We start from the raw sequence: 24,924 nt of genomic DNA, 5'->3' as shown, positions 1-24,924 counted from the left end.
GCTGGAGCGCCACGCGGGACATGTTCAGCACGGTTGCGTGTCAGGCATCCGGCGATGGCCGGGAAGGCCGGTGAGCCGCTAACATGGCCGCCCCGCGGGCGGTGGTCGCGCACTGTGCCGGATTCGTCGGAAGCTGGGCTTCTGGCCCTGAGTAACTTCCAACGAAATCAATCCCTTATCTCGCCCCCCGAGTGTAACAGAATAAACAGCCTGATGACCGCCCAAGACCCCACCAAGCCCGCTGGCGACAAGCCTTCCGTGCGCATGATCACCGTTCCCGCCGACCGCGCCGGCCAGCGCCTGGACAACTTCCTGCTCGGCCAGCTGAAGGGCGCCCCGCGCAGCCTGGTCTACAAGCTGGTGCGCAGTGGCCAGGTACGGGTGAACGGCGGCCGCGCCAAGGCCGAGCGCAAGCTGGAGGCGGGCGACGAAGTGCGCGTGCCGCCGGTTCGTCTCACCGAAGAGGGAGACAAGGTGGGTCCCCCGGAGGCATTCATGCGTCGGCTGGAGCAGGCCATCGTGTTCGAGGACGCGCGCCTGCTGGCCCTGAACAAGCCCACCGGCGTGGCCAGCCACGGCGGCAGCGGCATCAGCTTCGGCGCCATCGAGACCCTGCGCGCGCTGCGCCCGGGGCAGACCCTGGAGCTGGTCCACCGGCTGGATCGCGACACCTCGGGCCTGCTGATCGTGGCCAAGAAGCGCTCGGCGCTGAGCGAACTGCAGGCGCTGCTGCGTGAAGACCACGGTGCCGGCATCCGCAAGCGCTACCTGACCCTGCTGGCCGGACGCATGCCCGACGGGGTGATGACGGTCGATGCGCCGCTGCATGTCGGCCTGCGCCAGGGCGGCGAGCGCCATGTGCAGGTCAACGCGATCGGCAAGGAATCGATCAGCCACTTCCGGGTGCTGGAGCGCCGCGGCGGCCATTCCTATTGCGAGGTGCGCATCGAGACCGGCCGTACCCACCAGATCCGCGTGCATGCCCAGCACCTGGGGCATCCGGTGGCCGGCGACGACAAGTACGGCGATCCGGCGGTCAACAAGCGGCTTCGTGAGCAGATCGGGCTGAAGCGTCTGTTCCTGCACGCGGCCTCGCTTGAGTTCGCGCTGGACGATGGCAAGAGCCCGTATGTGCTGAACGCGCCGCTGGCCGATGAGCTGGTCGAGGCGCTGGATCGGCTGCGCTGACGGCAGTTCGGCGGCGCCGGGCGCTTGGTCGGCGCCATTCGCAGCGCTCAGACACCCGCGCCTCTTCGCCCTCGCCGGACCTGCGGTGCTCGGCTCGCTACAAGGCGGACCCGGACATCCGCAGCGTAGGCCCATACCCGCACGCAGCCTTTGTAGACTCGAGTCGTACTCGACTCACGCGCGCAGCGCGTGCTTCGCTCTTCAATCTTTTCATCGCGCGGCTGGCGTGCACGGAAGAATGACGGGGCACGGGCGGGGCCGGCTTGCAGGGGTGTCTGCGGCATGGATGCCGCGGACAAGCCCCCATGGGCGGGTTCACGGCGTCCCCTGCAAGCCGGCCCCGCCCGTGACCTCTCGATACTGCGGAACGTGCCAGCCGCGAGGGGGCTCAGCCCGTTGGCCGGGAACCCCTCACCACTTGAACAGCACCAGGCTGATCGCCAGGGTGCCCATGCCGGCCACCAGGCCATATACCGTCTCGTGGCCCTTGGCATAGCGCTTGGCCGCCGGCAGCAGCTCATCCAGCGCCAGGAACACCATCACGCCGGCGATCAGTCCGAACACCCAGCCAAACGTGGCGTGCGACAGCGATCCGGACAGCAGCCAGTAGCCCAGCGCCGCGCCCACCGGCTCAGCCAGGCCGGACAGCAGGCTGGCACTGAACGCGTAGAGCTTGTTCTGGGTGGCGAAGTACACCGGCACCGCGATCGCGATGCCCTCGGGAATGTTGTGGATGGCGATGGCGAAGGCCAGCGGCATGCCCACCGACGGGCTTTCCAGCGTAGCGAAGAAGGTCGCCAGGCCTTCCGGGAAATTGTGCGCGGTGATCGCCACCGAGGTCAGCAGCGCGACCCGCTTCAGGTACTCGCGGCTGTTCTCGCGGAACGCAGGGTCCTGTTTGTCCAGGCTGTCATGCGGATTGGGAATGAAGTGATCGATCAGCACGATCACGATCACGCCGGCCAGGAAGGCCAGCGTGCCGTAGGTGAAGCCGGTGCGCTCGCCATAGGCCAGGGCGAACGATGCGATGGATTTGTTGAGGATTTCCGATAGCGACACGTAGACCATCGCGCCGCCGGCGAAGGCCAGGCCGAACGCCAGCAGGCGCGGATTGGGGCGGCGCGAGAACAGCACCAGCAGGCTGCCGATGGCAGTGGCCAGGCCGGCCGCGAGGGTGACCGCCAGTGCGATCCAGACATTTTCGGGGGGAATCTGCAGCATGTACCGACGCGGTCCTGGTCAACAGACAGCCGCCCCGGATGAGCCCGGGGCGGGGAGGGCGAGGCGGGCGTCGGCTGGCCTCGTCGGGGCGCGCGCGATCAGCCGCCGCGGCGCAGGCGTTCTTCGATGGCGAAGCACTGATCGGGCTTCGGCTGCGGCGGGTTGAAGCTGACCGGTACCTGGATGGTGGCCGGCACGGCAGCGCCATTGCGGGTGGCGGCCTTGAACTGCCAGCCCTGAACGGCCGTTTTGGCCAGTTCGTCCAGTTGCGGGTTGCCGGCGCCGGTCAGCAGGGCGACCTCGCTTGGCTTGCCGTCGGTGCCGATGGTCACCTTGAAGGTGCTGGTGCCGCCTACGCCCATGCAGGCCAGTTCAAGCGGGTACTGCGGTGGCGGCGTCTTCACCGCGGCCACTTCGGTCGGCGGCGGCGGCGGTGGTGCCGGCGGTTCCGACGGGCCACAGCCGGCCAGGCCGGTCGCAGCAATCAGGGACAGGCTCAGCAAGCGTACGTTCATGGCAGTTGCTCCGTCAGGGCCGAAGTCTTCGCAGCGCAGATGAAGTCGTTCTCGCTCAGGCCGCCCACGTCGTGGGTGGAAAAGCGCACCACGACGCGGTCGTAGTGCACGCCCAGGTCCGGATGGTGGTCCTCGCGGTGGGCAATCCAGGCCAGCGCGTTCACGAAGGCCATGGTGGCGTAGTAATCCTTGAAGCGGAAGGTGCGCGTCAGGGCCTGTCCGCCCTCGCTCAGCTCCCAGCCGGGAATCTGCGGCAGCAGTTCGGCCAGGCGGGCTTCGCCGAGCTTGTGGTCGCTGCCTTTGCGCGGCACGCAACGGGCCTGGGCCAGTGGAATCAGGTCGGCCATGGGAATCTCCACCTCGTGTTGACTGAACAATGCGCCGGACGGTGTATAAATCGAATGAGCGGCTGACGCTTACTTGGCTAGAATAGCCTGATGATCCAGATCTCCGACACTGCCCAGACCCATTTCCGCAAGCTGATCGAACGCGAGGGCGTGCCCGGCATGGGTGTGCGCTTGAGCGCGGTCGATCCCGGCACCCCGCGCGCCGACGCCCGGCTGGAGTTCGCCGAACCGACCGACCTGCTCGGCGACGAGTGGGCGGTGGACTGCGATGGTTTCACGCTTTACGTTGATGCCGGCAGCGTCGGTTGGCTCGATGGCGCCGAGATCGACATCGTCGCCGGCAGTGCCGGTACCCAGCAGCTGACCATCAAGGCGCCGCGCATCAAGGGCGAAGCGCCCGGCGATGCCGCTTCGCTGGTCGAGCGCGTGCACTGGGTGGTGGAAAACGAAATCAATCCGCAGCTGGCCTCGCATGGCGGCAAGGTGGCCGTGCAGGAAGTTTCGGCCGAAGGCGTGGTGCTGCTGCGCTTCGGTGGCGGTTGCCAGGGCTGCGGCATGGCCGACGTGACCCTCAAGCAGGGCATTGAAAAGACCCTGATGGGCCGCGTGCCGGGCGTGACCGCCGTGCGCGACGCGACCGACCACGACAGTGGCCACGCGCCGTATATCCCTCGCGGCAACGCCGCCTGATCGCTGACGCGTGCCTCTGACCCGGGCCGAGCAGTTCATCGACCTGCTGCTGGCCCGCCAGCAGCCCAGGGCCGTCCTCGAGAAAACCACGCGCCTGCCGTATGGCTGGGCGCTGTGGCTGCGCTCGCTCGGTCCGTTGCCGCGGCCGCTGCACGCCAGCGAGTTGATCTCGGTGCTGCTGCCGCGTCCGCTGCCAGGGCCACCCGGGCAGTTGCCCCGGTTGTCACCCTGGCAAGCGATGCGCCGTCTGTTCTGGCAGGACTGGGATGCTGCGCCGCGCGACCAGCGCTGGATGCGTTGGGTCTCGGCCTTGGCCAGTGCGCTGCTGCATCTGCTGTTCTTCATGCTGCTGCTATGGGTGGCAGTGATCCGCACCTCGGCACCGGAAGAACAAGGCGCCGAGGGCGAGCGCGTGCAGGTGGAGTTCGTCGGTCGCGCTACCCGGGAGGGCGGCGGCGATCAGCCAGGTGCGGAAGCGGCGGCCGCTGCACCGCCGGGCCAGGTTGCAGCTGGCCAGAACGCAGGGGCCGCAACGGCACCTGAGCCGCGTCCGGCGTCCGCGTCGGCAGCTGCGTCCGCACCCGCTCCGGCTGCAGTGGCCAGCGTGCCGCCGCCGCCCGCCGAATCCGAGCCGGCGCCGGTCGCGGCACCGCCGCCGTCTCCGGTGCAGGCCACCGAAGTAGCCGAGGCCAGTACGGATTTCGTGGTGCCACCTGTCAGCGTGCCGCGCACGGAGATCAGCATCGTGCCGCGCGACACGGTACCGACGGTGCGCGAGCGCAGCGTGCAGCCGGTGCAGGCGCCGCCGGCCCCGGCCGCACTGCGTGCGCCGGAGATCGCGGTGCGGACGCCGCAGCTGCGTGACATCCCGGTGCAGGAGCGTGAAATCAGTACGGTCGATGCACCGGCGATATCGCAGCCGCTGCGCACGGCCGATGTACAGGTCCGTGTGCCGCAGCGCGATGTGCAGGTGCGCGAGCGCGAAGTGCAGGCCGTGGTCGATCCGCAGGTACGGATGGCTGCTGTGGCCGGGCGCGAGCCGACCGTGCGTGCGCCGGCAGGCCGTGACCTGCAGGTGCGCGAGCGCGAAGTTGCGTCGGCACCCGCGGCGGCGCCTTCAACGTCCAGTGGCAGCGCGCCAGCGGCAACGCCCGCGCCTGCGGCCAGGAGCACTGCAACCCAGGCCAACAGCAGCACGCCACGGCCATCCGCCTCCAGCACGACACCGGCCCAGGCCGGCGCGCGTCCGGCTCCCAACCCGGGCAACTGGGCTACGCCTGCCAAGGGCGACGACTGGGGCGCGTCGAGCCGCAACCACGACGGCGCCAGCAGGGGCGCAAGCCAGGCCAGTGCCGCCGGCAAGGGCAATGGCCTGTTCAATGCCGACGGCAGCGTGCGCGTGCCGGGGCAGGAAGGCGGCGGTCACGCCGAACGTGGTGCCCCAGGTGGCGCCAACGATGGCTGGAGCAAGGAGCGCATCGCGCAGTCTGGCACCTGGTTGAAGCGACCGCCGTACGATTACACGCCGACTTCGTTCGACAAGTATTGGGTGCCGCAGGAATCACTGCTGGCCGAATGGGTGCGCAAGGGCATCAAGTCGATGGAGATTCCGTTGCCGGGCACCGGTACGAAGATCTCCTGCGTGATCTCGATCCTGCAGGCGGGTGGCGGCTGCGGCCTCACCAATCCGAACATGCAGGACCAGCCGGCGGTGGCACGGCCGCCGCCGGACATTCCGTTCAAGAAAGAGCTGCAGGAAGATAACGGGAGCCGCTAGGCAAGGCGCGCGCGCCACACGCTGGCCGGCTCGCGCTTGGGTAGGTGCCAACCTTGGTTGGCACAGGAACGCCGACCAAGGTCGGCCTCTACCAGGGCATTGCCCTACGCGCTCTGCGACAGGAACACCCAGAACGGCACGTCGCGGCCGACCCAGTCGCGGCTGGCTTCGTCCATCACGTCCAGCAACGTGTCGAAATCCTTCTGTGTGGAGGCGCGCAACGTATCCACGTCGGCCAGGAACAGCGCGTAACCGTCGGCCGGCAGCCATTGCAGATCACGAAGGTTGTCCGACAGTGCATCCCAGTTGCCGCCGAAGCCAGCCGGGAAATCCAGCTGCGCCGCCAGCCGGGCGAGCAGGGTGCGTTTGTCGGCGACGCCTTCCAGGTCGATGCGGATCACCTTCAGGCCGGCATCGCGCATCGCTGCGGCCAGTGCGCCGATGTCGTCGCTGTCGATGGCGTAGACGCCGGCATTGTTGATGTCATGCAGGCCGAGGCCGAAATCATCGTGGCTCATCACTGCGCTCCCTGGGCCGGTACGGTGAAGCTGCGGAACGATTCGTAGTGGTCGTCGGTGTAGTACCACGCCTCCGGCGGATCGCCGCCGGTGACGATGCGGCGCGTGCCACGGGTGCGCGCGCCGGGGGTGTCCACGGTGTATTCGCGGTAGTAACCGCGCGGACGCTGCGGCAGCTGCTGTTCGCGGTTACCGAAGGTGCTGCCATCCTGGCGGTGCGGGAACGGCCCGCCGCGCTGGATCAGCGCGATCGTCTGCAGGGCTTCGGCGGGCAGGAAGGCGGGCAGACCGTTGCCCTTGCCGGGCGTGGCCGTGGCCGGTGCGCGCGCGGCAGTCGCACCCTGCAGGTCCGGCGCGAACTGCGGCGCCGGCGGGCGCTGCATGAAATGGTTGACGACCAGGCCGAGCAGCAGCAGGGCGATGGCGGTGATCAGCAGCCGGGGGTTGCGCATGGGCAAGGAAGCGGGCGAGGGTGGTGCTCGCACTGTAGCGCCTGCGCGCTGCACGGTGCATGAGGACGGCGCCGCGTCACCGCTGCGTAACAATTGCCGTCGTGCTCACCGGCAGGACGCAATTTCCTTTACATCCCCCTTGGTAATCTGGCGGTCTGTCCCCATCATTCACCGCGCAACGCCCGACACCGTCGGGTGCCCTCGCAATCAGGAGATGCATCATGGCCTATACCCTGCCCAAGCTGTCCTACGCCTACGACGCGCTGGAACCGCATATCGATGCGGCGACGATGGAAATCCATCACACCAAGCATCACCAGACCTACATCAACAACGTCAACGCGGCGCTGGAAGGCACCGAGTACGCTGACCTGCCGGTCGAAGAACTGGTGAAGAAGCTCAAGTCGCTGCCGGAGAACCTGCAGGGTCCGGTGCGCAACAACGGTGGCGGCCATGCCAACCACTCGCTGTTCTGGACCGTGATGGCACCGAACGCGGGCGGTAACCCGGTGGGCGACGTGGCCAAGGCCATCGACAAGGACCTGGGCGGCTTCGACAAGTTCAAGGACGCCTTCACCAAGGCAGCGCTGACCCGTTTCGGCAGCGGCTGGGCCTGGCTGAGCGTGACTCCGGACAAGAAGGTGGTGGTCGAGAGCACCGGCAACCAGGACAGCCCGCTGATGGAAGGCAACACCCCCATCCTCGGCCTGGACGTGTGGGAACACGCGTACTACCTGAAGTACCAGAACCGCCGCCCGGAATACATCGGCGCGTTCTTCAACGTCATCGACTGGAACGAAGTCGAGCGCCGTTACCAGGAAGCGATTGCCTGATCGTGGTAACAGGATGAACAGAAAAGGCCGGGGGAAACCCCGGCCTTTTTGTTTTCCGCATTGGTAGTGCCGGCCGCTGGCCGGCAGCCCTGGAATGCCGGCCAGCGGCCGGCACTACCTATTCGGCCGTGGCCGCATCGCCCTGCAGGCGCAGGGTGGCCATTACGCCCAGACGCAGGCCCGGCAGGTCGCCGTCGGCCGGCAGCAGGATCGGCTGCTGGCGGATGCCGCCGAAGTGCTTGACCTGGAACAGCACGTCCAGGCCATGACCACTGGCGCCACCGCCGCTGGCCGCCGGCGGCTCGGGGCGGCCACCCGGATTGCGCCGGGCCGGCTGGAACCCCGGGGTACTGCGCACGAGCTCGACGGTGGTTGCCGAGAAATCACCGGCGATCAGGCTGGGCATGCCCTCGGCGGTGGCGCCGATCCAGGTCATCAGGTCGCTGGTCTGGTGCTGGCGGGCAGTGGCCTCGTCCGGGTCCGGGCGCAGCCGTGCCACATAGATGTTTACCAGCGCCTGGCCCAGCTTCAGCCGCATCATGCCGGCGGCGCTGAAGGTGCCGGGTGGGTGCAGCAGGGTCACGCCATCCTCGCTGACCGGCAGCCGGGTCAGCATCGCGTTGCCGTGCCGCAACGGCTGGCTGGGCGGATCGGCGGTAACGAAGTCGCAGCTGTAGCGCAGCCGGCTGGCCAGCCAGCAGGCCGGATTGCGGCCCTGCTGCTGCAGCACCTGCTGTACGGAGATCACGTCCGGCTGCAGCTCGGTGAGCAGGTGCGCCACCTGTTCGCGGCGCTGCTTCCACTGCGCATCATCGCGGCTGGGCAATTCCAGCGCGGCCACGGTCAGCTGCCGGGGCTCGGCCTCACCGCTGGCGGCGGCCGGTGCCTGCGGCCGCGCCTGTGCCTGCAACGCCAGCAGCAGCACGAGACAGCTGAGCAGGAGACGGGCGTGGGCGAGGGGGCGCATAACGATAAGTTTACGCTTTTGTCGTGCAGGTGCCGTGACTTCCGGCATGTAGTGACGTTGCCTGCCACGGATTGGCACCGTTGTCATGCAGCCCTGCAGCGTGCTTCGCAAGCCCCGCTTCCGGTAACCTTGCGCCTTTCGCTTTGCAGGATTGCCTTACAGGATGAGCCACGACGCAGTTGCCCCCATCGCCGGCCAGGGAAAGATGCCGCGCCAGATCCCGTACATCATCGGCAATGAGGCCTGCGAGCGGTTCAGTTTCTACGGGATGCGCAACATCCTGGTGCAGTTCCTGATCACCTCGCTGCTGCTGCAGGAAATCACTGCGGAAGGCCGTGCCGGTGAAGCCAAGGACATCATGCACAGCTTCATGATCGGCGTGTATTTCTTCCCGCTGCTCGGAGGCTGGCTGGCCGACAGGTTCTTCGGCAAGTACCACACCATTCTCTGGTTCAGCCTGGTCTACTGTGCCGGCCATCTGTGCCTGGCGCTGTTCGAGAACAGCCGCGAGGGCTTCTTCCTCGGCCTGGGCCTGATCGCGCTGGGTGCCGGTGGCATCAAGCCGCTGGTGGCCTCGTTCATGGGCGACCAGTTCGACCAGAGCAACAAGCACCTGGCCAAGATCGTTTTCGACGCCTTCTACTGGATCATCAACTTCGGCTCGCTGTTCGCCTCGCTGCTGATCCCGCTGGTGCTGAAGAACTGGGGCCCGCAGTGGGCGTTCGGCATCCCGGGCATCCTGATGTTCATCGCCACTTTCGTGTTCTGGCTGGGTCGCAAGCGCTACGTGCTGGTACCGCTGCCGCCGAAGGACCCGCATTCGTTCGCCAACGTGGTGCGTACCGCACTGACCACGCGCGTGGCCGGCCAGGGCCGTCCGGGCCTGGTGATCGCCGTGCTCGGCCTGGTGCTGGCAGCGGCCTCGTTCGGCCTGGTCGGCTCGCTGGGCATCGTCATCTGCCTGTGCCTGGCGCTGGTGTCGATCCTGGCGGGCATCGGCGGTGGCACCTGGCTGCAGCTCGATCGCGCCCGTGGCCAGCATCCGGCCGAAGCGGTTGAAGGCGTGCGCTCGGTGCTGCGCGTGCTGGTGATCTTCGCGCTGACCACGCCGTTCTTCTCGCTGTTCGACCAGAAGGCCTCGACCTGGGTCCTGCAGGGCCAGCAGATGCAGATGCCGAGCTGGTTCACCGCCTCGCAGATGCAGGCGCTGAACCCGCTGCTGGTGATGATCCTGATTCCGTTCAACAACCTGGTGCTGTACCCGGCCCTGCGCCGCTTCGGCTTCGAGCCGACCGCGCTGCGCCGCATGACCGCCGGCATCGCCTTCAGCGGCCTGGCCTGGATCGTGGTCGGCGGCATCCAGGTGGTGATGGACGGTGGCAATGCCATGTCGATCTTCTGGCAGATGCTGCCGTATGCGCTGCTGACCTTCGGTGAGGTGCTGGTCTCGGCCACCGGCCTGGAGTTCGCCTACAGCCAGGCGCCGCAGGCGATGAAGGGCGTGGTGATGAGCTTCTGGAACCTGACCACCACCATCGGCAACCTGTGGGTGCTGCTGTCCAACGCTGCTGTGCGCAACGATGCGGTGACCCACAAGATCGCCAGTACGGGCCTGAGCGAGGCGGCATTCCTGATGTTCTTCTTCGCCGGTTTCGCCTTCGTCGCGGCGTTGGCCTTCGGTTGGTACGCGAAACGCTATCGTATGGTCGACAACTACCGTAGCGCCTGAGCCTGACATGACCCCCGTCAATCTGCTGTTGATCGCCATCACCGCCCTCCTGTCGTGGATGGCGTTCAACAACCGCAAGCTGGCCGACCGCCTGATCCTGTGGCCGCCGGCCATCGACCGTCACCGCCAGTACGACCGGCTGGTGACCTATGGCTTCATCCACGCCGACTGGTCGCACCTGATCTTCAACATGATCACCCTGTTCTTCTTCGGGGGATTCATCGAGAGCGTGATGGTGCAGCTGACCGGCAGCTACCTGACCTACCCGGCGTTCTACATCGGTGCGCTGCTGGTCTCGATCCTGCCCAGCTACCTGAAGAACCAGAAGAACCCGAACTACCTCAGCCTGGGCGCGTCCGGAGCGGTGTCGGCGGTGTTGTTCGCCTTCATCCTGATCAAGCCGTGGTCGATCATCCTGGTGTTCTTCATCCCGGCACCGGCCATTGTCTATGCCGCGTTCTACGTGGGCTACAGCATCTGGATGGACAAGCGCGGTGGTGATCGCATCAACCACAGCGCCCACCTGGCGGGCGCGGCGTTCGGTGTGATCTTCATGCTGGCCATGCAGCCGAGCATCTTCACCCACTTCCTGCGCGAGCTTTCCAACCCGACCTTCCGTCTCGGCGGCGGTTGAGGGGCTGGGGTCGGATCCACTGGATCCGACCCCGGGGGCAGGGACCCGCTCCTGGTCAGGCGCGGGTCTGCTGGCCGTAGGTGTCCAGCAGGCGGGCGAATACCTCTTCGCCGATGCGCTGGAAATCCTGATCTTCGGTCTGCCCTTCCACCGCCAGCTGCAGCAGGCCCTCCAGCAGGGCGCGGTCGGTGTCGGAATGGGAATCGCTGGGGTGCATCGGAGCCTCCGCGGTGGTGCGCATGATCAACGGTCGCAAGGGCCGTGCCAGCATGGCCGTACCCCTCCACAGGCGATAGCGGCCGTCCTCGCTCCAGCTTGAGGGTCGAAAACTGACGTGAATGGATTGGACTTGCCCCTGTTCAGGCTTCACGCGATCATGGCGCCCGGCTGCGCACCATCCACGCAGTCGCCGCAGGAGACAGTTCCATGGCTTCGGTCACGCCCCCCGGTCTGGCCTACGAGGTCGAACACGACCTGGCCAACCATCGCTTCACCGCCCGTGTGCGCGGACAGCTGGCGGTGCTCGATTACCAGATCAAACGCAGGCGCATGGTCATCACCCACACCGAGGTACCCGAGCCGATTGCCGGCCGTGGCATCGCAGGTGAGCTGACCCGCGTGGCACTGCGCTTTGCCCGCGAGCAGAAGTACAAGGTGGTGCCGGCATGTTCCTACGCCGAAGCCTTCCTGCAGCGGCACGAGGAGTACCACGACCTGCTCGCTGGCTGAATGCCAGCGGGCCACGCTTCAGCCATGGCAGGCGATGATGTACAAACATGAACAGGGGATCCCGATGAAGATTGGAAACAACCGGCCATTGCACGGCAGCGTGCTGGCCGGCGTGGTGGGCGTGCTGTTGCTGGCCGGTTGCCAGCGTGAAAGCGAGCCGGCACCGGCGACCGACGCGGCCCCCGCCGCCGAGGCCACTGCCGCAGGTGAAACGCCGGCCACGGAAGCGCCGCTGGACCTGCGCGACGTGATCGAGAACAACGAGCGCGAAGTGGTGGGCATCAGCTACCCGGCCGGCATCGATCGCTACCCGGGCCTGGCGCGCGCGCTGCAGAACTACGCAACCAGCGCACGCAGCGACCTGCAGCAGGCACTGGACGGGCTCGGCAATGACAAGCCGACCATGCCCTACGAACTGTCGCTGAGCTTCGAGAAGCTGCTGGAAACGCCGCAGCTGGTGGTGGTCAGTGCCGATGGCAGCCGCTATACCGGTGGCGCCCACGGCGAGCCGCTGGTGGCGCGTTTCGTGTGGCTGCCGGCGCAGCAGCAGATGCTCAGTGCCGACAAGCTGGTGGCCGATGCCAAGGGCTGGAAGGCGATCAGTGATTTCGTCGCCGACCAGCTGCGCGAACGCGTGGCCACCCGCCTCAGTGGCGAGGACATGGACCCGGCCCAGCTGCAGGAATCGCTGCGTAACGCATCGCGCATGATCGCCGACGGTACCGGCCCCCAGGCCGACAATTTCAGCCAGTTCCAGCCGCTGACCAACGACAAGGGGCAGATCACCGCGCTGCGCTTTGTTTTCCCGCCGTACCAGGTGGGTCCATACTCGGACGGCACCCAGACCGCCGACGTACCGGCGGCGGTGCTGTTGCCGCACGTGGCCAAGGACTACGTGGAGCTGTTCGCACGCGGTTGACCGCAGTCGAGGAGGTGGCGTGGATACAGGGTTGCAGGAGCGGGTCGCCGGCCTGCTGCAGGAAGCCGGGGTCCGCATCGGCGGCACCCAGCCACAGGACATCCAGGTGCATGACCCGCGCTTTTTCGCGCGGGTCATGGCGCACGGCTCGCTTGGCCTCGGCGAGAGCTACATGGACGGTTGGTGGGATGCCAACGTCCTCGATGAATTCCTCGTCCACCTGATGCAGGCACACCTGGATGAACGGGTGCACGGTTGGCGCGAAGTGGCCGATGCGCTGAAGGCGCGCCTGTTCAACCTGCAGGTCGGGCAGGGCAGCTACGAAGTGGGCCGCCGCCACTACGATCTTGGCAACGACCTCTACCAGGCCATGCTCGGCCAACGCCTGGTGTACAGCTGCGGCTACTGGCGCAATGCCGGTGATCTCGATGCCGCGCAGGAGGCCAAGCTGGACCTGGTCTGCCGCAAGCTGGGGCTGCGCCCCGGGCAGCGTGTGCTGGACATCGGCTGTGGCTGGGGTGAAGCCCTGAAGTTCGCAGCAGAGCGCTACGGCGTCACCGGCGTCGGCGTGACCATTTCGCAGGAACAGGCCGGGTTCGCACGCGAACTGTGCGCCGGCCTGCCGATCGAGATCCGCCTGCAGGACTATCGCGAACTGGATGAGCCGTTCGATGCGATCTTCTCGATCGGCATGTTCGAGCATGTCGGCGACAAGAACTACGCCAGTTTCTTCGAGGTGGCCAGGCGCTGCCTGTCTTCGCGCGGGTTGCTGCTGCTGCACACCATCGGCACCAACATCTCGCGGCATCGCACCGATCCGTGGATCGCGCGCTACATCTTCCCCAATTCAATGCTGCCGTCGGCGGTGCAGATCAGCAAGGCGTTCGAAGGGCGCTTCGTGCTGGAGGACTGGCACAACTTCGGCACCGACTACGACCTCACCCTGCAGGCTTGGCGACGCAACGTGGAAGCGGCGTGGCCGCAGCTGGACGCGCGCTACGACGAGCATTTCCGCCGCATGTGGCGGTTCTACCTGGCCGGATCGATGGCCACCTTCCGCTGCCGGCACGCGCAGCTGTGGCAGCTGGTGCTGTCGCCGGAAGGCGTACCGGGTGGGTACGTGGCGCCACGCTGAGGGTGCGCAGGGGTAGATCAGGCCGGATGCGATACTTACTGACGCCAAATCCGTGTGTTGCACGGTCAGCGCCGCGCGTGGGCGTCGTCGACGCTACGCTGTTGGGTCGGCGGGGTTACCGCATTCCTGAAGGCGTTGCAGCATGGGTTGGGACATCACCTACCATCCAGTCGCGGATTCGGAGATCCGTGACATCTATTTCCGTGCTCTGGAGGACGTGACGCTGGTCGAGGCGCTGCAACAGCGGTTCCGGATCGAGCCGTTCTACATGGAGCAGTTGCAGGAACGCATCGACGAGGCTCGCTCGATCAGCGCCGACGTGCCTTTCGAGAAGGGGCACGCTTTGTACCTGGCGATCGTGGCCGGCCACCTTCGGCGGTATCACTATCTCCGCGGGAGCGCCCTTTCGTTTTTCATCGACGATCCGGTGGTCGCCCGGTATTTCGCGGACTGGCGGCAACTGGTGCCGTTGCAGTGGGCGGATGCTGCCGCCGGCAACCATCTACGTGAAAACTATGGTGGTGGCGTGTTCATCACGCATGCCCGGCTGAAGCAATTACGCGCTGATTATGCAGTGGACAGCGCACTTGCTGCGCGCCTGGAGGAGCTGTTCTCCGATGGACGCCTGGTCGTTTTCTGGCGTGTTGTCGATGAAGCGATCGCCAGCGGATGCGGATTGCTGGAGGCCAGCGAGGTGGTCGAGCCGAACCCGATGGATCTCAATGCATCGACCAGCTTGAGCAATCTGCTGAACTGCGCGCCGGATGGCGCGATCCTTTATGCGGAAGCCGCGGCGGCCCAGCTGGCGGAGTTCGTGGCAGCGCACCCGGATATCGCATCGACTGCCGCTGCCGCGCCCGGTGCGCCGAAACGACGGTGGTGGGAGCGACTGTTTCGGCGCTGATCTGGAAGCGCATCCACGCATGGCGCGGATCTACTGGAGTGCGTCATGTGTGGATCGATGATGCCGGGGTTCGTGGCGCGAATGGATCGTGCCGACCAACGGTCGGCACCCACCAGTAGATCCACGCCATGCGTGGATGTCCCAACAAAAAAACCGCCCGGTTTCCCGGGCGGTTTTTCGTTTCAGGCTACTGCGCGGGCGATCAGTTGCCGGCGCCGGTCAGGCCACGCTTTTCCAGCAGCGGTTCGATCTGCGGCTCGTGGCCGGCGAAATCGCGGAACAGCTGCATCGCGTCGACGCTGCCGCCCTTGGACAGCAGGGTGGCGCGGAAGTGGTCGCCGTTCTTGCGGCTCAGGCCGCCGTTGTCCTTGAACCACTTCTGGGTGTTGGCGTCGAGCACTTCCGACCAGATGTAGGCGTAGTAACCGGCCGAATAGCCGCCCATGATGTGGCTGAAGTACGGGGTCTTGTAGCGCGGCGGCACCGGCGCGTAGTAGATGCCGTCCTTCTCCAGCGCGGCGCGCTCGAAGGCCATCACGTCCTTGGCGGCCGGCACCTGGTCGGCGCCGATCTGGTGCCAGCGCTGGTCCAGCATGGCCGCACCCAGGTACTCGGTGGTAGCGAAGCCCTGGTTGAACTTGGCTGCCGCCAGCACCTTGTCCAGCAGTGCCTGCGGCATCGCCGAACCATTCTGGTAGTGCTTGGCGTAGTTCTTCAGGATGACCGGGTTGTCGGCCCACATCTCGTTGACCTGCGAGGGGAACTCGACGAAGTCACGCGGCACCGAGGTGCCCGAGAAGTACGGGTACTTCACGTTGGAGAACATGCCGTGCAGGGCGTGGCCGAACTCGTGGAACGTGGTGTTCACCTCGTCCCAGGTCAGCAGGGTCGGCTGGCCGGCCGGCGGCTTCGGAATGTTCAGGTGATTGGCGACCACCGGCTTGAAGCCGGTCAGCTTGGACTGCGAGACGTAGGAGTTCATCCACGCGCCACCGCGCTTGGAGGCGCGTGCATACGGGTCGAAGATGAAGATCGCCAGCTGGCTGCCGTCGGCGTCGAACACGTCGTAGACGGTGACGTCATCGTGGTAGACCGGCAGGTCGGTGCGCTGCTTGAAGGTCAGGCCGAATTCCTGGCCCGCGGCGTAGAACACGCCGTTCTCCAGCACGTTCTTCATTTCGAAGTACGGCTTCAGCTGCGACTCGTCGAAGTTGTACTTGGCCTGGCGCACCTTCTCGCTGTAGAAGGCCCAGTCCCACGGTTCCAGCTTGAACGTCGGCTTGCCAGCGGCCTTCTGTTCCTGGTCGATCATCGCCTGCAGGTCGGCGGCTTCACGCTTGGCGTTGGCCACCGCGGCCGGGGCCAGCTTGCCCAGCATCGCGTTGACCGCTTCGGGGGTCTTGGCGGTCTGGTTGGTCAGGTTGTAGGCGGCGAAGTTCGGGAAGCCCATCAGCTTGGCCTTGTCGGCGCGCAGCTGCATGATGCGCGAGACCAGCGCGGTGTTGTCGAACTCACCGCCGCGGCTGCCGCGGCTCACCGATGCTTCGTAGATCTTCTGGCGCAGGGCGCGGTTGGCCAGGTTGGTCAGCGGCGGCTGGCCGGTGGTGTTGAGCAGGGTGATCACGTACTTGCCGTCCTGGCCGCGGGCCTTGGCGGCTTCGGCGGCGGCGGCGATCTGCTCCTTGGACAGGCCGTCCAGTTGCTTGACGTCGTCGACGGTGATCGCCGAAGCGTTCACCTCCGACTGCACGTTCTGGCTGAACTTGGTACCCAGGTTGGCCAGCTCGGCGTTCATCTCCTTCAGCTTGGCCTTGTCGGCGTCGGACAGCTTGGCGCCTGCGCGCACGTAGTTGTCGTAGTACTTCTCGACCAGGCGCACGCCTTCGGCGTCCAGGCCCAGCTGGCTGCGGGTGTCGTACAGCGCCTGGATGCGGGCGAACAGCTTGCCGTTCAGCGCGATCGCATCGCTGTGCGCGGCGAACTTCGCCGAGTAGTCGGCCTGCAGCTTCTTGCGGGTGTCGTTGGTGTCGGCACCGACCAGGCTGAAGAACACGGTGGTCGCGCGGTCGAGGATGTCACCGCTCTTTTCCAGGGCGATGATGGTGTTGTCGAAGGTCGGCTTGGCCTTGTTGTTGGCGATGGCCTCCACTTCCTTCAGCTGCTGCGCCATGCCGGCGTCGAAGGCCGGGGCGAAGTCGCTGTCCTTGATCTTGTCGAACTGCGGGAAGTGCAGCGGCAGCGGGCTTTCGGCGAAGAACGGATTGGCCTGCTGGGCGGTGCTGCTGGCGGCCGGGGTGGCGGCGCCGGCCGAGAAGGCGGGCAGGGCAAGGCCGAGGGACATGGCCACGGCAAGGGCAAGGCGGGTGGTCAAGGCAGGAACTCCGGTAAGGCAAACAAGGGCCCGAGGGTAACCCGGCCGGCGGCGCCCGCACTTGTGTCAAAAGGCATGTTGCCGCGGCCGGGCGCGGGTACCATGCATTCACCGCCCACGGTTCACCGCCATGACCACTGCCTACGATTTCAGCTTCCGCGACCTCGACGGCCAGCCACAGGCCCTCGCCGGGTACCGGGGTCACCCGCTGTTGCTGGTCAATGTCGCCAGCCGCTGTGGCTTCACCCCGCAGTACACCGGGCTGGAACAGCTGTGGCAGGAGTATCGCGAGCGTGGCCTGGTGGTGATCGGCTTCCCATGCAACCAGTTCGGCGCGCAGGAGCCGGGGGACGCCGCGCAGATCCGCCAGTTCTGTTCGCTGGATTATCCGGTCAGCTTCCCGCTTTCGGAGAAGATCGAGGTCAACGGCGAGGGGGCTGATCCGTTGTGGGTATGGCTGTCACGCGAGAAGCGCGGCCTGCTGGGTAGCGCCCGCATCAAGTGGAATTTCAGCAAGTTCCTGGTCGATCGCCAAGGGCGGGTGGCTGCGCGCTTTGCGCCAACCACCAGGCCGGAACAGCTGCGCAGCGCGATCGAAGCGCTGCTGTGAGGTAGTGCCGGTCGCTGGCCGGAAACCCCGTGGTGCCAGGAAGAGCCGGCCAGCGGCCGGCACTACCGTTACAGCATCATTTCTCGACGAACGCGCGCTCGAACACGTAGTGACCCGGCTGGCCGATGCGCGGCGAGACCTGGAAGCCGCGGGCATCGAGCACGCTGCGCAGATCAGCCAGCATCTGCGGGCTGCCGCAGATCATCGCGCGGTCGTTTTCCGGGCTCAGCTCCGGCAGGCCGAGGGTGCGCTGCATCTGGCCGCTTTCCATCAGCTGGGTCAGGCGGCCCTGGTTGGCGAACGGCTCGCGGGTGACGGCCGGGTAGTACAGCAGCTTGTCGCCGATCATCTCGCCCAGGAACTCGTGCTCACGCAGTTCCTTCTCGAAGTAATCGCGGTAGGCCAGATCCTTCTCGTAGCGCACGCCGTGGCAGAGGATCACCTTCTCGAAGCGCTCGTAGGTCTCCGGGTCCTTGATGACCGACAGCCACGGCGCCATGCCGGTGCCCGTGCCCAGCAGGTACAGGTTCCTGCCCGGGTGCAGGTCGCTGATCAGCAGGGTGCCGGTGGGCTTCTTGCCGACCAGCACCTTGTCGCCCGGCTTGATGTGCTGCAGGCGCGAGGTCAGCGGGCCGTCCTGCACCTTGATGCTGAAGAACTCCAGGTGCTCTTCCCAGTTGGCGCTGGCGATGGAATAGGCGCGCAGCAGCGGCCGTGCCTCGGTTTCCAGGCCGATCATCACGAACTGGCCGTTCTCGAAGCGGAAGCCGCTGTCGCGGGTAGTGGTGAAACTGAAGTAGGCATCGGTCCAGTGACGGACCTCAAGCACCGTTTCGGCGCCGAAAGCGGAGGACATGGGCGTATCTATCGAAAGTCGTCGGGGTTGATTCTATCTCAAATGAGATGGGTTCTCATTGGGCGGAACGAGAGGCGTTCTCAGCGGTAACCCGCCGCCTGCAGCTCGAACAGCTCGGCGTACCGTCCTCCCTGGGCCATCAGCTGCGCATGGGTGCCGCTGGCCTCGATGCGGCCATCGGCCAGCACCAGGATGCGATCGGCCATGCGTACCGAAGAGAAACGGTGGGAAATCAGCACTGCCGTACGATTATCCGCCAGCTCCCTGAACCGCTGGAACACTTCGAACTCACTGCGCGCGTCCAGCGCTGCCGTTGGCTCATCCAGGATCATCACCTGCGCATTGCGCATCCACGCGCGGGCAATGGCGATCTTCTGCCACTGGCCACCGGACAGGTCCACGCCCTGCTTGAAGCGGCGCCCGATCAGCTGGTCGTAGCCGCCGGGCAGGTCGTCGATCACTTCCTCGGCCATGCCTCGTCGCGCGGCATCGGCGATTCTTGCCTGGTCGTCCATCGCCTCGACCTGGCCGACGCCGATGTTCTCGCCGGCGCTGAGGTTGTAGCGCACGAAGTCCTGGAAGATCACCCCGAGGTTGGCGCGCAGGTCGTCCAGGTCGTAGTCGCGCAGGTCGCGGCCGTCGAGCAGGATGCGGCCTTCGTCCGGCTCGTACAGCCGTGCCAGCAGTTTCACCAGCGTGGTCTTGCCCGCGCCGTTCTCGCCGACCAGGGCCAGCACTTCGCCGGCCTGCAGCTGGAAATCGAGGTGGCGCACCGCCCACTGTTCGGCATCGGGATAGCGGAAGCCGACGTTCTCGAACACGAAGCCCTGGCGGATCGGCTGCGGCACGCGTATGGCGCCTTCACGCGAGTGGATTTCCGGCTCGATCTGGAAGAACGAGAACAGGTCGTCCAGGTACAGCGCCTGGCTGGCCACCTGCGAGAAGCCGATCAGCAGGCCTTCCAGCAGCTGGCGCAGGCGCAGGAAGCTGCCGGCAAGGAAGGTCAGGTCGCCGATCGAAAAGTCGCCGCGCACCGTGCGCCAGGCAATGTAGGCGTAGGCGGTGTAATACCCCAGCGTGCCCAGCGCAGCCAGCAGCGTGCCCCAGAACGCGCGGCGCCGGGCCAGTGCACGGTTGGCCTGGAACAGCGCCACCGACAGCCGCCGGTAGCGTTCCACCAGGAAGCGGTGCAGGTTGTAGATCTTCACTTCCTTGGCCGTTTCCACGCTGGCACCGAGCTGGCGCAGGTAGTCGAGCTGGCGGCGCTCGGGCGTCCACTGGAAGTTGAGGCTGTAACCGGCCGCATTGAAGTGCGATTCACCGATGAAGGCCGGCACCAGTGCCAGCACCAGCAGCAGGATCAGCCACGGTGCGTAGACCAGCAGGCCAACGGCGAGGCTGGCCACGGTGATCGCGTCCTGGACCTGGCCGAACAGCTGGCTCATCAGGTTCATCCGGCCCATGGTCTGGCGCCGCGCACGGTCCAGCTTGTCCTGCAGGTCCGGGTCCTCGAAGTCCTCCAGATCCAGCGTCGCCGCGTGTTCCATCAGCCGGATGCTGGTGACGTTGGCGAACAGCTCGGAGAGCAGGGCATCGGCGTAGCTGACCAGCCGGCCGAGCAGGTCCGAGGCGATGGCCAGGCCGAATTCCAGCGCCAGCAGGCCCAGCAGCGGATTCAGCACGCCGCTGGACAGCGCTTCGCCCAGCGGCGGGAAGCCCGCGTCGTGCTGGCTCAGGTGCAGGGCGCTGTCGATGATCAGCTTGCCGACGTACAGCATCGCCACCGGCAGCAGCGCGCGGATCAGGCGCAGCCCGAGGCTGGCCAGGGTGAGCGCGGGACTGGTCTTCCAGACCATGCGCAGGAACGGCGGCAGGTTGCGCATCGCCCTGAAGCGCTGGCGCAGGCTGGGTTTCTTCGCGGCGGCAGCGCCAGCGGTGGGGGTAGCAGGCATGCGCGTATTGTGCGCGCCTGATACGTGCAGAGGGGGTCAGTGCAGGCGTGTGGCCGGCACCGGGGTCAGATCCCTTTGCGCGGCAAAGGGCTCTGACCCCAGCGACCCACAGCGGGTCAGGGCCCTTCGCGAAGCGAAGGGATCCGACTCTCCCGCATCCACGCATGGCGTGGATCTACCGTGTCGACCAAGGTCGACACCTACCAGCAGCACCGATGAACTGTCGAAGGCGGGGTGGGTCAGGCCGGCAGCGGCGGCAGCAACCCCGCACCGAGGCGGTTCCAGGCATTGATCACGGCGATGCCCATGCTCAGGTCGCTGATGCCCTTCTCATCGAAGTGCGGCGCCAGTGCATCGAACGCCGCCTGCGACGGCGCGCCGTCGGTCAGCCGGGTCAGTGCCTCGGCCCAGCCCAGCGCCGCGCGCTCGCGTTCGTCGAAGAAGCGGCTCTCGTGCCATGCCGGCAGTGTGTCCAGCTTGCGCGGCTCGATGCCGCCCTTGCGCAGCGCCGTGCCGTGCATGTCCATGCAGTAGCCGCAGCCGTTGAGCTGCGACACGCGCAGGAACACCAGTTCCATCAGGGTCGGATCGATCGAGCTGTCATGCACCGCCTGGCTGGTGGCCAGCAGGCCCTTGAAGGCCTCGGCGGCCAGGCGGGTGTAGGGGACGCGGGGAGAAGTGTGATTGGACATCGGGGGCTCCACGGCGGCCACGATGGCCGCCTTTCACTACCAGGACGCCGCAGCGTCGCCGCGCGTGACAACCTTCGGCAACTTTTCCGGATTCAACACGCTGTACACGTTGGCGATGCGGCCATCGACCACCTCGATGGTGGTGACCGAGTGCAAGCGATCACCCACAAAGCGCAGGATCGCCGGCTCGCCGTTGACGTAGCCCAACTGCGCCGGATGCACCGCGCCGCGGCGGGCAATGGCCCAGAACAGGCGACCGATGCGCTCGGCGCCCAGCAGCGGGCGCACCGCTGCGGTGACCACGCCGCCGCCGTCGGACACCAGCAACGCGTTGGTGTGCAGCAGGGCCTGGATCGCCTCGCTGTCGCCGCGCTGCGAGGCATCCATGAAGCGCGCCAGCAGCTGCCGGTGCTGGCTGGCATCGGCGTTGAAGCGCGGCCGTCCGGCCTGCAGGCGCTGCCGGGCACGGTGCACCAGCTGCCGGCAGTTGGCCTCGCTGTGGCCGATCAGCTCGGCGATCTCGCGGTAGTCGTGGTCGAAGGCCTCCTTCAGCAGGAAAGCGGCGCGTTCCTCGGGGCCGAGCTGTTCAAGCAGGGTCAGGAAGGCGACCGAAACGTCGTCGGCCAGGGCATGCAGCTGGGCCGGGCCGGGCGCCGGGTCGGGCTCCAGGGTGACCGCCAGCGGCTCGGCCAGCCATGGGCCGACGTAGTGCACGCGCTCGCGCTTGGCCGCGCGCAGCCGGTCCAGGCCGAGCCGGGTGGTGGTGGTGACCAGCCAGGCTTCGGGGTCGCGGATGGCCGCCGGGTCGGCGCCGGACCAGCGCAGCCAGGCATCCTGGACCACGTCTTCGGCGTCGGCGCGGCTGCCAAGCAGGCGGTAGGCCAGGGCCATCAGGCGCGGGCGGTGGGTCTGGAAAGCGTTTTCGGCGTTCATGTGGGCAAGGACGCCGCAGTGGCGCGTGGCGTGACAGAGCGTCGGGGGAATCTTGCCGGCCAGCGGCCGGCACTACCACCCCGGGGCCGGGGGAGGGGGTAAAATGGGCGGATTACCCCGCCAGCCTCGAGCAAGCGAGCAAGACGTGACATCGATCAAGCAGGAAGACCTCATCCAGTCCATCGCCGACGCGCTGCAGTACATCTCGTACTACCACCCGGTCGACTACATCAAGAACCTCGCCGCCGCTTACGAGCGCGAGGAGTCGCCGGCCGCGAAGGAAGCGATGGCCCAGATCCTGATCAATTCGCGGATGTGCGCCGAAGGCCACCGTCCGATCTGCCAGGACACCGGCATCGTCACCGTGTTCCTGGAAATCGGCATGGACGTGCGCTGGGACGACGCCACCATGGGCGTGGAAGACATGGCCAATGAAGGCGTGCGCCGTGCCTACATGCACCCGGACAACAAGCTGCGCGCTTCGGTGCTGGCTGATCCGGCCGGCAAGCGCATCAACACCAAGGACAACACCCCGGGCGTGGTCAACGTCAAGGTGGTGCCGGGCAACAAGGTCGACGTGATCGTCGCCGCCAAGGGCGGTGGTTCGGAAGCGAAGACCAAGTTCGCCATGCTCAACCCGTCCGACTCGATCGTCGACTGGGTGCTGAAGACCGTGCCGACCATGGGCGCCGGCTGGTGCCCGCCGGGCATGCTCGGCATCGGCATCGGTGGCACCGCCGAGAAGGCGATGCTGCTGGCCAAGGAAGCGCTGATGGAGCCGATCGACATCACCGAGCTGCAGGCCCGTGGTGCGTCCAACCGCATCGAAGAGCTGCGCCTGGAGCTGTACGAGAAGGTCAACGCGCTGGGCATCGGTGCGCAGGGCCTGGGTGGCCTGACCACCGTGCTCGACATCAAGATCAACGACTACCCGACCCACGCGGCCAACCTGCCGGTGGCGATGATCCCGAACTGCGCGGCCACCCGCCATGCGCACTTCACCCTCGATGGCAGCGGCCCGGTGATGCTGGACCCGCCGTCGCTGGAAGACTGGCCGAAGCTGACCTACGACGCGTCCAAGGGCACCCGCGTGGACCTGGACACGATCACGCCGGAAGACGTGGCCAGCTGGAAGCCGGGCCAGACCCTGCTGCTCAACGGCAAGTTGCTGACCGGCCGCGATGCCGCGCACAAGCGCATGGTCGACATGCTCAACAAGGGCGAGCAACTGCCGGTCGATCTGAAGGGCCGCTTCATCTACTACGTCGGCCCGGTCGATCCGGTGCGCGACGAAGTGGTGGGCCCGGCCGGCCCGACCACCGCCACCCGCATGGACAAGTTCACCGAGCAGGTGCTGGCACAGACCGGCCTGCTGGGCATGGTCGGCAAGGCCGAGCGCGGCCCGGCCGCGATCGAGGCGATCAAGAAGCACAAGTCGGCCTACCTGATGGCCGTCGGTGGCTCGGCCTACCTGGTGTCCAAGGCGATCAAGGCCGCCAAGGTGGTTGGTTTCGCTGACCTGGGCATGGAGGCGATCTACGAGTTCACCGTGCAGGACATGCCGGTGACCGTGGCAGTCGACTCCACCGGTGAATCGGTGCACAAGACCGGCCCGCGCGAATGGCAGGCCCGCATCGGCAAGATTCCGGTGGTGGTGGAGTAACTCCCCGCACGCTTCGGTCCAGACAACGGCGCCCGTGTGGCGCCGTTGTTGTATCCGGGGGGGGGATTAACGCGCCTGTAGCCCTTGCTCTGCTACGGTCGGCACACCCTCGCACAGGACGTGTCCATGGCCCTGCATCGATTCATCGTGGTAGGCATGCTGCTGGCGCTGGCCGGCTGCAACACCCCAGCGTCGTACGAAGGCGCGGATTTCCCTGCATCGGCGCAGTGCCGCGTGCAGTGCCAGGCCGGCTATCGCAGCTGCATGGCGCAGAATGACTCTCTCGGCAGCCGCCAGAGCAATTGCGAGCAGCGGATGGTGCCGGCGCCGGACAAGCGCTGCAAGGACGTGGACAACCCGGACCTGCGCCATGCCTGCGAACTGAAGACGCATGACTGTACGATGCGCGCGCCGATGATGTCCTGTGGCGAACGCCGGGATTCCTGCATGAGCAGCTGCGGCTGAGCAACGATCGTGCGCGCGGGCGCATAATCGGCTGATCCACCTGTACAGGATCTTCTGCATGAGCACCACGCTGTATGGTTCGACCAGTACCGCCGCGCTGGTGGTGCACTGGCTGCTGATCGAGCTGGGCATCGAGCATGAACTGGTGCTGCTGGATTTCGACGCGCGCGAGCACAAGTCGGCGCAGTACCTGGCGCTGAATCCGGCCGGTGTGGTGCCGACACTGCTGATCGATGGCCTGGTACTGACCGAAGCGGCGGCCATTGCGTTGTACCTGGCTGATCGCCATCCGGACGCCAACCTGCTGCCCGCGCTGGGCACGCCGCAGCGCGCCGATGCCTACCGCTGGATGTTCTGGTGTGCCAATACGCTGCAGCCGGCCTATCGAGCCTGGTTCTATCCACACGAAATGGCGGGCGAGGCGAATATCGAGGCCAGCCGCGGCATGGCACGGCAGCGCCTGGAAGCGGCCTGGCAGCATGTGGCCGCGCACCTGCATGCACATGGCCCCTACCTGCTGGGCGCCACGCCCTGCGTGGTCGACTACATGCTGGTGATGCTGATGCGCTGGTCGCGCAACATGCCCAGGCCCACCGACACCTGGCCGGTACTGAAGGCGCACGCCACGTCGATGAAGGCGCGCCCGGCGTTCGCCGAGGTGTACCGCCGCGAAGGCATCACCGACTGGCTGTAAGCCAGCCGGGGGGGAGGGCATCCGGGTAGAAGAGGGCGCTGGGGTAGAGTCGACTGTCAGTCGACTATCGCACGCAGTGCGGGCTTTTCCGCGGATGCATATGAAGGGTGGGGAGGGAGTCGACTGACAG

At 66.6% G+C, this 24,924-nt stretch carries 26 protein-coding genes; 14 read left to right on the top strand and 12 right to left on the bottom strand.

Annotated features, from left to right (window positions below; genetic code table 11):
* Positions 1-213 precede the first annotated feature (213 nt).
* Complete coding sequence (locus AC5P67_RS03850; protein ID WP_012480803.1) at positions 214-1,188, top strand: RluA family pseudouridine synthase; 975 nt, start codon at positions 214-216, stop codon at positions 1,186-1,188.
* 411 nt (positions 1,189-1,599) lie between these two features.
* Here the strand turns inward: AC5P67_RS03850 and zupT are convergent, their stop codons facing one another.
* The 3 genes from zupT to AC5P67_RS03835 all read right to left on the bottom strand — a co-directional run bounded on the left by zupT (position 1,600) and on the right by AC5P67_RS03835 (position 3,271).
* Positions 1,600-2,409, bottom strand: coding sequence for a zinc transporter ZupT (zupT, locus tag AC5P67_RS03845; RefSeq protein WP_033832930.1), 810 nt, complete (start codon positions 2,407-2,409; stop codon positions 1,600-1,602).
* A gap of 98 nt (positions 2,410-2,507) precedes the next feature.
* Positions 2,508-2,924 carry an energy transducer TonB gene (locus tag AC5P67_RS03840; RefSeq protein WP_005410316.1) on the bottom strand — a complete coding sequence of 139 codons (417 nt, stop codon included), beginning with the start codon at positions 2,922-2,924 and terminating at the stop codon, positions 2,508-2,510.
* Positions 2,921-3,271 (bottom strand): 4a-hydroxytetrahydrobiopterin dehydratase, encoded by a 351-nt coding sequence (locus AC5P67_RS03835; protein WP_111687485.1) that lies wholly within the window; start codon positions 3,269-3,271, stop codon positions 2,921-2,923. The genes AC5P67_RS03840 and AC5P67_RS03835 overlap by 4 nt, the downstream gene beginning before the upstream one ends.
* A gap of 90 nt (positions 3,272-3,361) precedes the next feature.
* Between AC5P67_RS03835 and AC5P67_RS03830 the strand changes: the two genes are divergently transcribed.
* Both AC5P67_RS03830 and AC5P67_RS03825 read left to right on the top strand, forming a co-directional pair.
* Positions 3,362-3,961, top strand: coding sequence for an NfuA family Fe-S biogenesis protein (locus AC5P67_RS03830; RefSeq protein WP_005410314.1), 600 nt, complete (start codon positions 3,362-3,364; stop codon positions 3,959-3,961).
* Between the two features lie 10 nt (positions 3,962-3,971).
* Complete coding sequence (locus AC5P67_RS03825) at positions 3,972-5,738, top strand: hypothetical protein (protein ID WP_076739319.1); 1,767 nt, start codon at positions 3,972-3,974, stop codon at positions 5,736-5,738.
* A gap of 104 nt (positions 5,739-5,842) precedes the next feature.
* Here AC5P67_RS03825 and AC5P67_RS03820 read toward each other — a convergent pair whose 3' ends face one another.
* Positions 5,843-6,256, bottom strand: a complete 414-nt coding sequence (locus tag AC5P67_RS03820; RefSeq protein ID WP_005410312.1) for a barstar family protein — start codon at positions 6,254-6,256, stop codon at positions 5,843-5,845.
* Positions 6,256-6,708, bottom strand: coding sequence for a guanyl-specific ribonuclease (locus tag AC5P67_RS03815; protein WP_005410311.1), 453 nt, complete (start codon positions 6,706-6,708; stop codon positions 6,256-6,258). The genes AC5P67_RS03820 and AC5P67_RS03815 overlap by 1 nt, the downstream gene beginning before the upstream one ends.
* A gap of 221 nt (positions 6,709-6,929) precedes the next feature.
* Between AC5P67_RS03815 and AC5P67_RS03810 the strand changes: the two genes are divergently transcribed.
* Complete coding sequence (locus AC5P67_RS03810; protein WP_005410310.1) at positions 6,930-7,541, top strand: superoxide dismutase; 612 nt, start codon at positions 6,930-6,932, stop codon at positions 7,539-7,541.
* A gap of 118 nt (positions 7,542-7,659) precedes the next feature.
* On the opposite strand, the gene AC5P67_RS03805 is transcribed toward AC5P67_RS03810, so the two are convergent.
* The gene (locus AC5P67_RS03805; protein WP_043034725.1) at positions 7,660-8,508 is read right to left on the bottom strand and encodes an endonuclease/exonuclease/phosphatase family protein; all 849 of its coding nucleotides are present in this window, start codon (positions 8,506-8,508) and stop codon (positions 7,660-7,662) included.
* Positions 8,509-8,671: 163 nt separating this feature from the next.
* Between AC5P67_RS03805 and AC5P67_RS03800 the strand changes: the two genes are divergently transcribed.
* Together AC5P67_RS03800 and AC5P67_RS03795 are read left to right on the top strand one after the other, a co-directional pair.
* Positions 8,672-10,237, top strand: coding sequence for a POT-type proton-dependent oligopeptide transporter (locus AC5P67_RS03800; RefSeq protein WP_005413967.1), 1,566 nt, complete (start codon positions 8,672-8,674; stop codon positions 10,235-10,237).
* 7 nt (positions 10,238-10,244) lie between these two features.
* Entirely contained in the window at positions 10,245-10,871 is a 627-nt protein-coding gene (locus tag AC5P67_RS03795; protein WP_005410307.1) for a rhomboid family intramembrane serine protease, read from the top strand.
* Between the two features lie 55 nt (positions 10,872-10,926).
* Here the strand turns inward: AC5P67_RS03795 and AC5P67_RS03790 are convergent, their stop codons facing one another.
* On the bottom strand, positions 10,927-11,088 hold the full coding sequence (locus AC5P67_RS03790; protein WP_005413966.1) for a hypothetical protein: 162 nt from the start codon (positions 11,086-11,088) through the stop codon (positions 10,927-10,929).
* 209 nt (positions 11,089-11,297) lie between these two features.
* Here AC5P67_RS03790 and AC5P67_RS03785 point away from each other — a divergent pair, with 209 nt between their 5' ends.
* The 4 genes from AC5P67_RS03785 to AC5P67_RS03770 all read left to right on the top strand — a co-directional run bounded on the left by AC5P67_RS03785 (position 11,298) and on the right by AC5P67_RS03770 (position 14,558).
* On the top strand, positions 11,298-11,600 hold the full coding sequence (locus AC5P67_RS03785) for a GNAT family N-acetyltransferase (RefSeq protein ID WP_005410305.1): 303 nt from the start codon (positions 11,298-11,300) through the stop codon (positions 11,598-11,600).
* A gap of 37 nt (positions 11,601-11,637) precedes the next feature.
* Positions 11,638-12,519, top strand: a complete 882-nt coding sequence (locus AC5P67_RS03780; RefSeq protein ID WP_005410304.1) for a DUF3298 and DUF4163 domain-containing protein — start codon at positions 11,638-11,640, stop codon at positions 12,517-12,519.
* Positions 12,520-12,538: 19 nt separating this feature from the next.
* Positions 12,539-13,654 (top strand): cyclopropane fatty acyl phospholipid synthase, encoded by a 1,116-nt coding sequence (cfa, locus tag AC5P67_RS03775; protein ID WP_012480799.1) that lies wholly within the window; start codon positions 12,539-12,541, stop codon positions 13,652-13,654.
* A 142-nt stretch (positions 13,655-13,796) separates the two neighbouring features.
* Entirely contained in the window at positions 13,797-14,558 is a 762-nt protein-coding gene (locus AC5P67_RS03770) for a hypothetical protein (protein ID WP_012480798.1), read from the top strand.
* Between the two features lie 202 nt (positions 14,559-14,760).
* Here the strand turns inward: AC5P67_RS03770 and AC5P67_RS03765 are convergent, their stop codons facing one another.
* Positions 14,761-16,929 carry a M3 family metallopeptidase gene (locus AC5P67_RS03765; protein ID WP_005410302.1) on the bottom strand — a complete coding sequence of 723 codons (2,169 nt, stop codon included), beginning with the start codon at positions 16,927-16,929 and terminating at the stop codon, positions 14,761-14,763.
* A 130-nt stretch (positions 16,930-17,059) separates the two neighbouring features.
* On the opposite strand from AC5P67_RS03765, the gene AC5P67_RS03760 reads away from it, so the two are divergent.
* Positions 17,060-17,539, top strand: a complete 480-nt coding sequence (locus tag AC5P67_RS03760) for a glutathione peroxidase (RefSeq protein WP_065183474.1) — start codon at positions 17,060-17,062, stop codon at positions 17,537-17,539.
* Positions 17,540-17,615: 76 nt separating this feature from the next.
* Here the strand turns inward: AC5P67_RS03760 and AC5P67_RS03755 are convergent, their stop codons facing one another.
* The 4 genes from AC5P67_RS03755 to AC5P67_RS03740 all read right to left on the bottom strand — a co-directional run bounded on the left by AC5P67_RS03755 (position 17,616) and on the right by AC5P67_RS03740 (position 21,972).
* Positions 17,616-18,395 carry a ferredoxin--NADP reductase gene (locus AC5P67_RS03755; RefSeq protein WP_005410300.1) on the bottom strand — a complete coding sequence of 260 codons (780 nt, stop codon included), beginning with the start codon at positions 18,393-18,395 and terminating at the stop codon, positions 17,616-17,618.
* 80 nt (positions 18,396-18,475) lie between these two features.
* Complete coding sequence (locus tag AC5P67_RS03750) at positions 18,476-20,347, bottom strand: ABC transporter ATP-binding protein (protein ID WP_024956642.1); 1,872 nt, start codon at positions 20,345-20,347, stop codon at positions 18,476-18,478.
* 239 nt (positions 20,348-20,586) lie between these two features.
* The gene (locus AC5P67_RS03745; protein ID WP_005413960.1) at positions 20,587-21,039 is read right to left on the bottom strand and encodes a carboxymuconolactone decarboxylase family protein; all 453 of its coding nucleotides are present in this window, start codon (positions 21,037-21,039) and stop codon (positions 20,587-20,589) included.
* 36 nt (positions 21,040-21,075) lie between these two features.
* Positions 21,076-21,972 carry an RNA polymerase sigma-70 factor gene (locus AC5P67_RS03740; protein WP_012480795.1) on the bottom strand — a complete coding sequence of 299 codons (897 nt, stop codon included), beginning with the start codon at positions 21,970-21,972 and terminating at the stop codon, positions 21,076-21,078.
* 145 nt (positions 21,973-22,117) lie between these two features.
* Here AC5P67_RS03740 and AC5P67_RS03735 point away from each other — a divergent pair, with 145 nt between their 5' ends.
* The 3 genes from AC5P67_RS03735 (at position 22,118) to AC5P67_RS03725 (ending at position 24,794) form a co-directional block, all read left to right on the top strand.
* On the top strand, positions 22,118-23,635 hold the full coding sequence (locus AC5P67_RS03735) for a fumarate hydratase (RefSeq protein ID WP_005410296.1): 1,518 nt from the start codon (positions 22,118-22,120) through the stop codon (positions 23,633-23,635).
* Between the two features lie 126 nt (positions 23,636-23,761).
* On the top strand, positions 23,762-24,100 hold the full coding sequence (locus AC5P67_RS03730) for a hypothetical protein (protein WP_005410295.1): 339 nt from the start codon (positions 23,762-23,764) through the stop codon (positions 24,098-24,100).
* 58 nt (positions 24,101-24,158) lie between these two features.
* Positions 24,159-24,794, top strand: coding sequence for a glutathione S-transferase family protein (locus tag AC5P67_RS03725; protein ID WP_012480793.1), 636 nt, complete (start codon positions 24,159-24,161; stop codon positions 24,792-24,794).
* The last annotated feature ends 130 nt before the right edge of the window (positions 24,795-24,924 follow it).

It is taken from the genome of Stenotrophomonas sp. YJH_SMC_21, from assembly GCF_059369555.1.
This window is presented reverse-complemented; position numbering and strand designations above follow the sequence as displayed.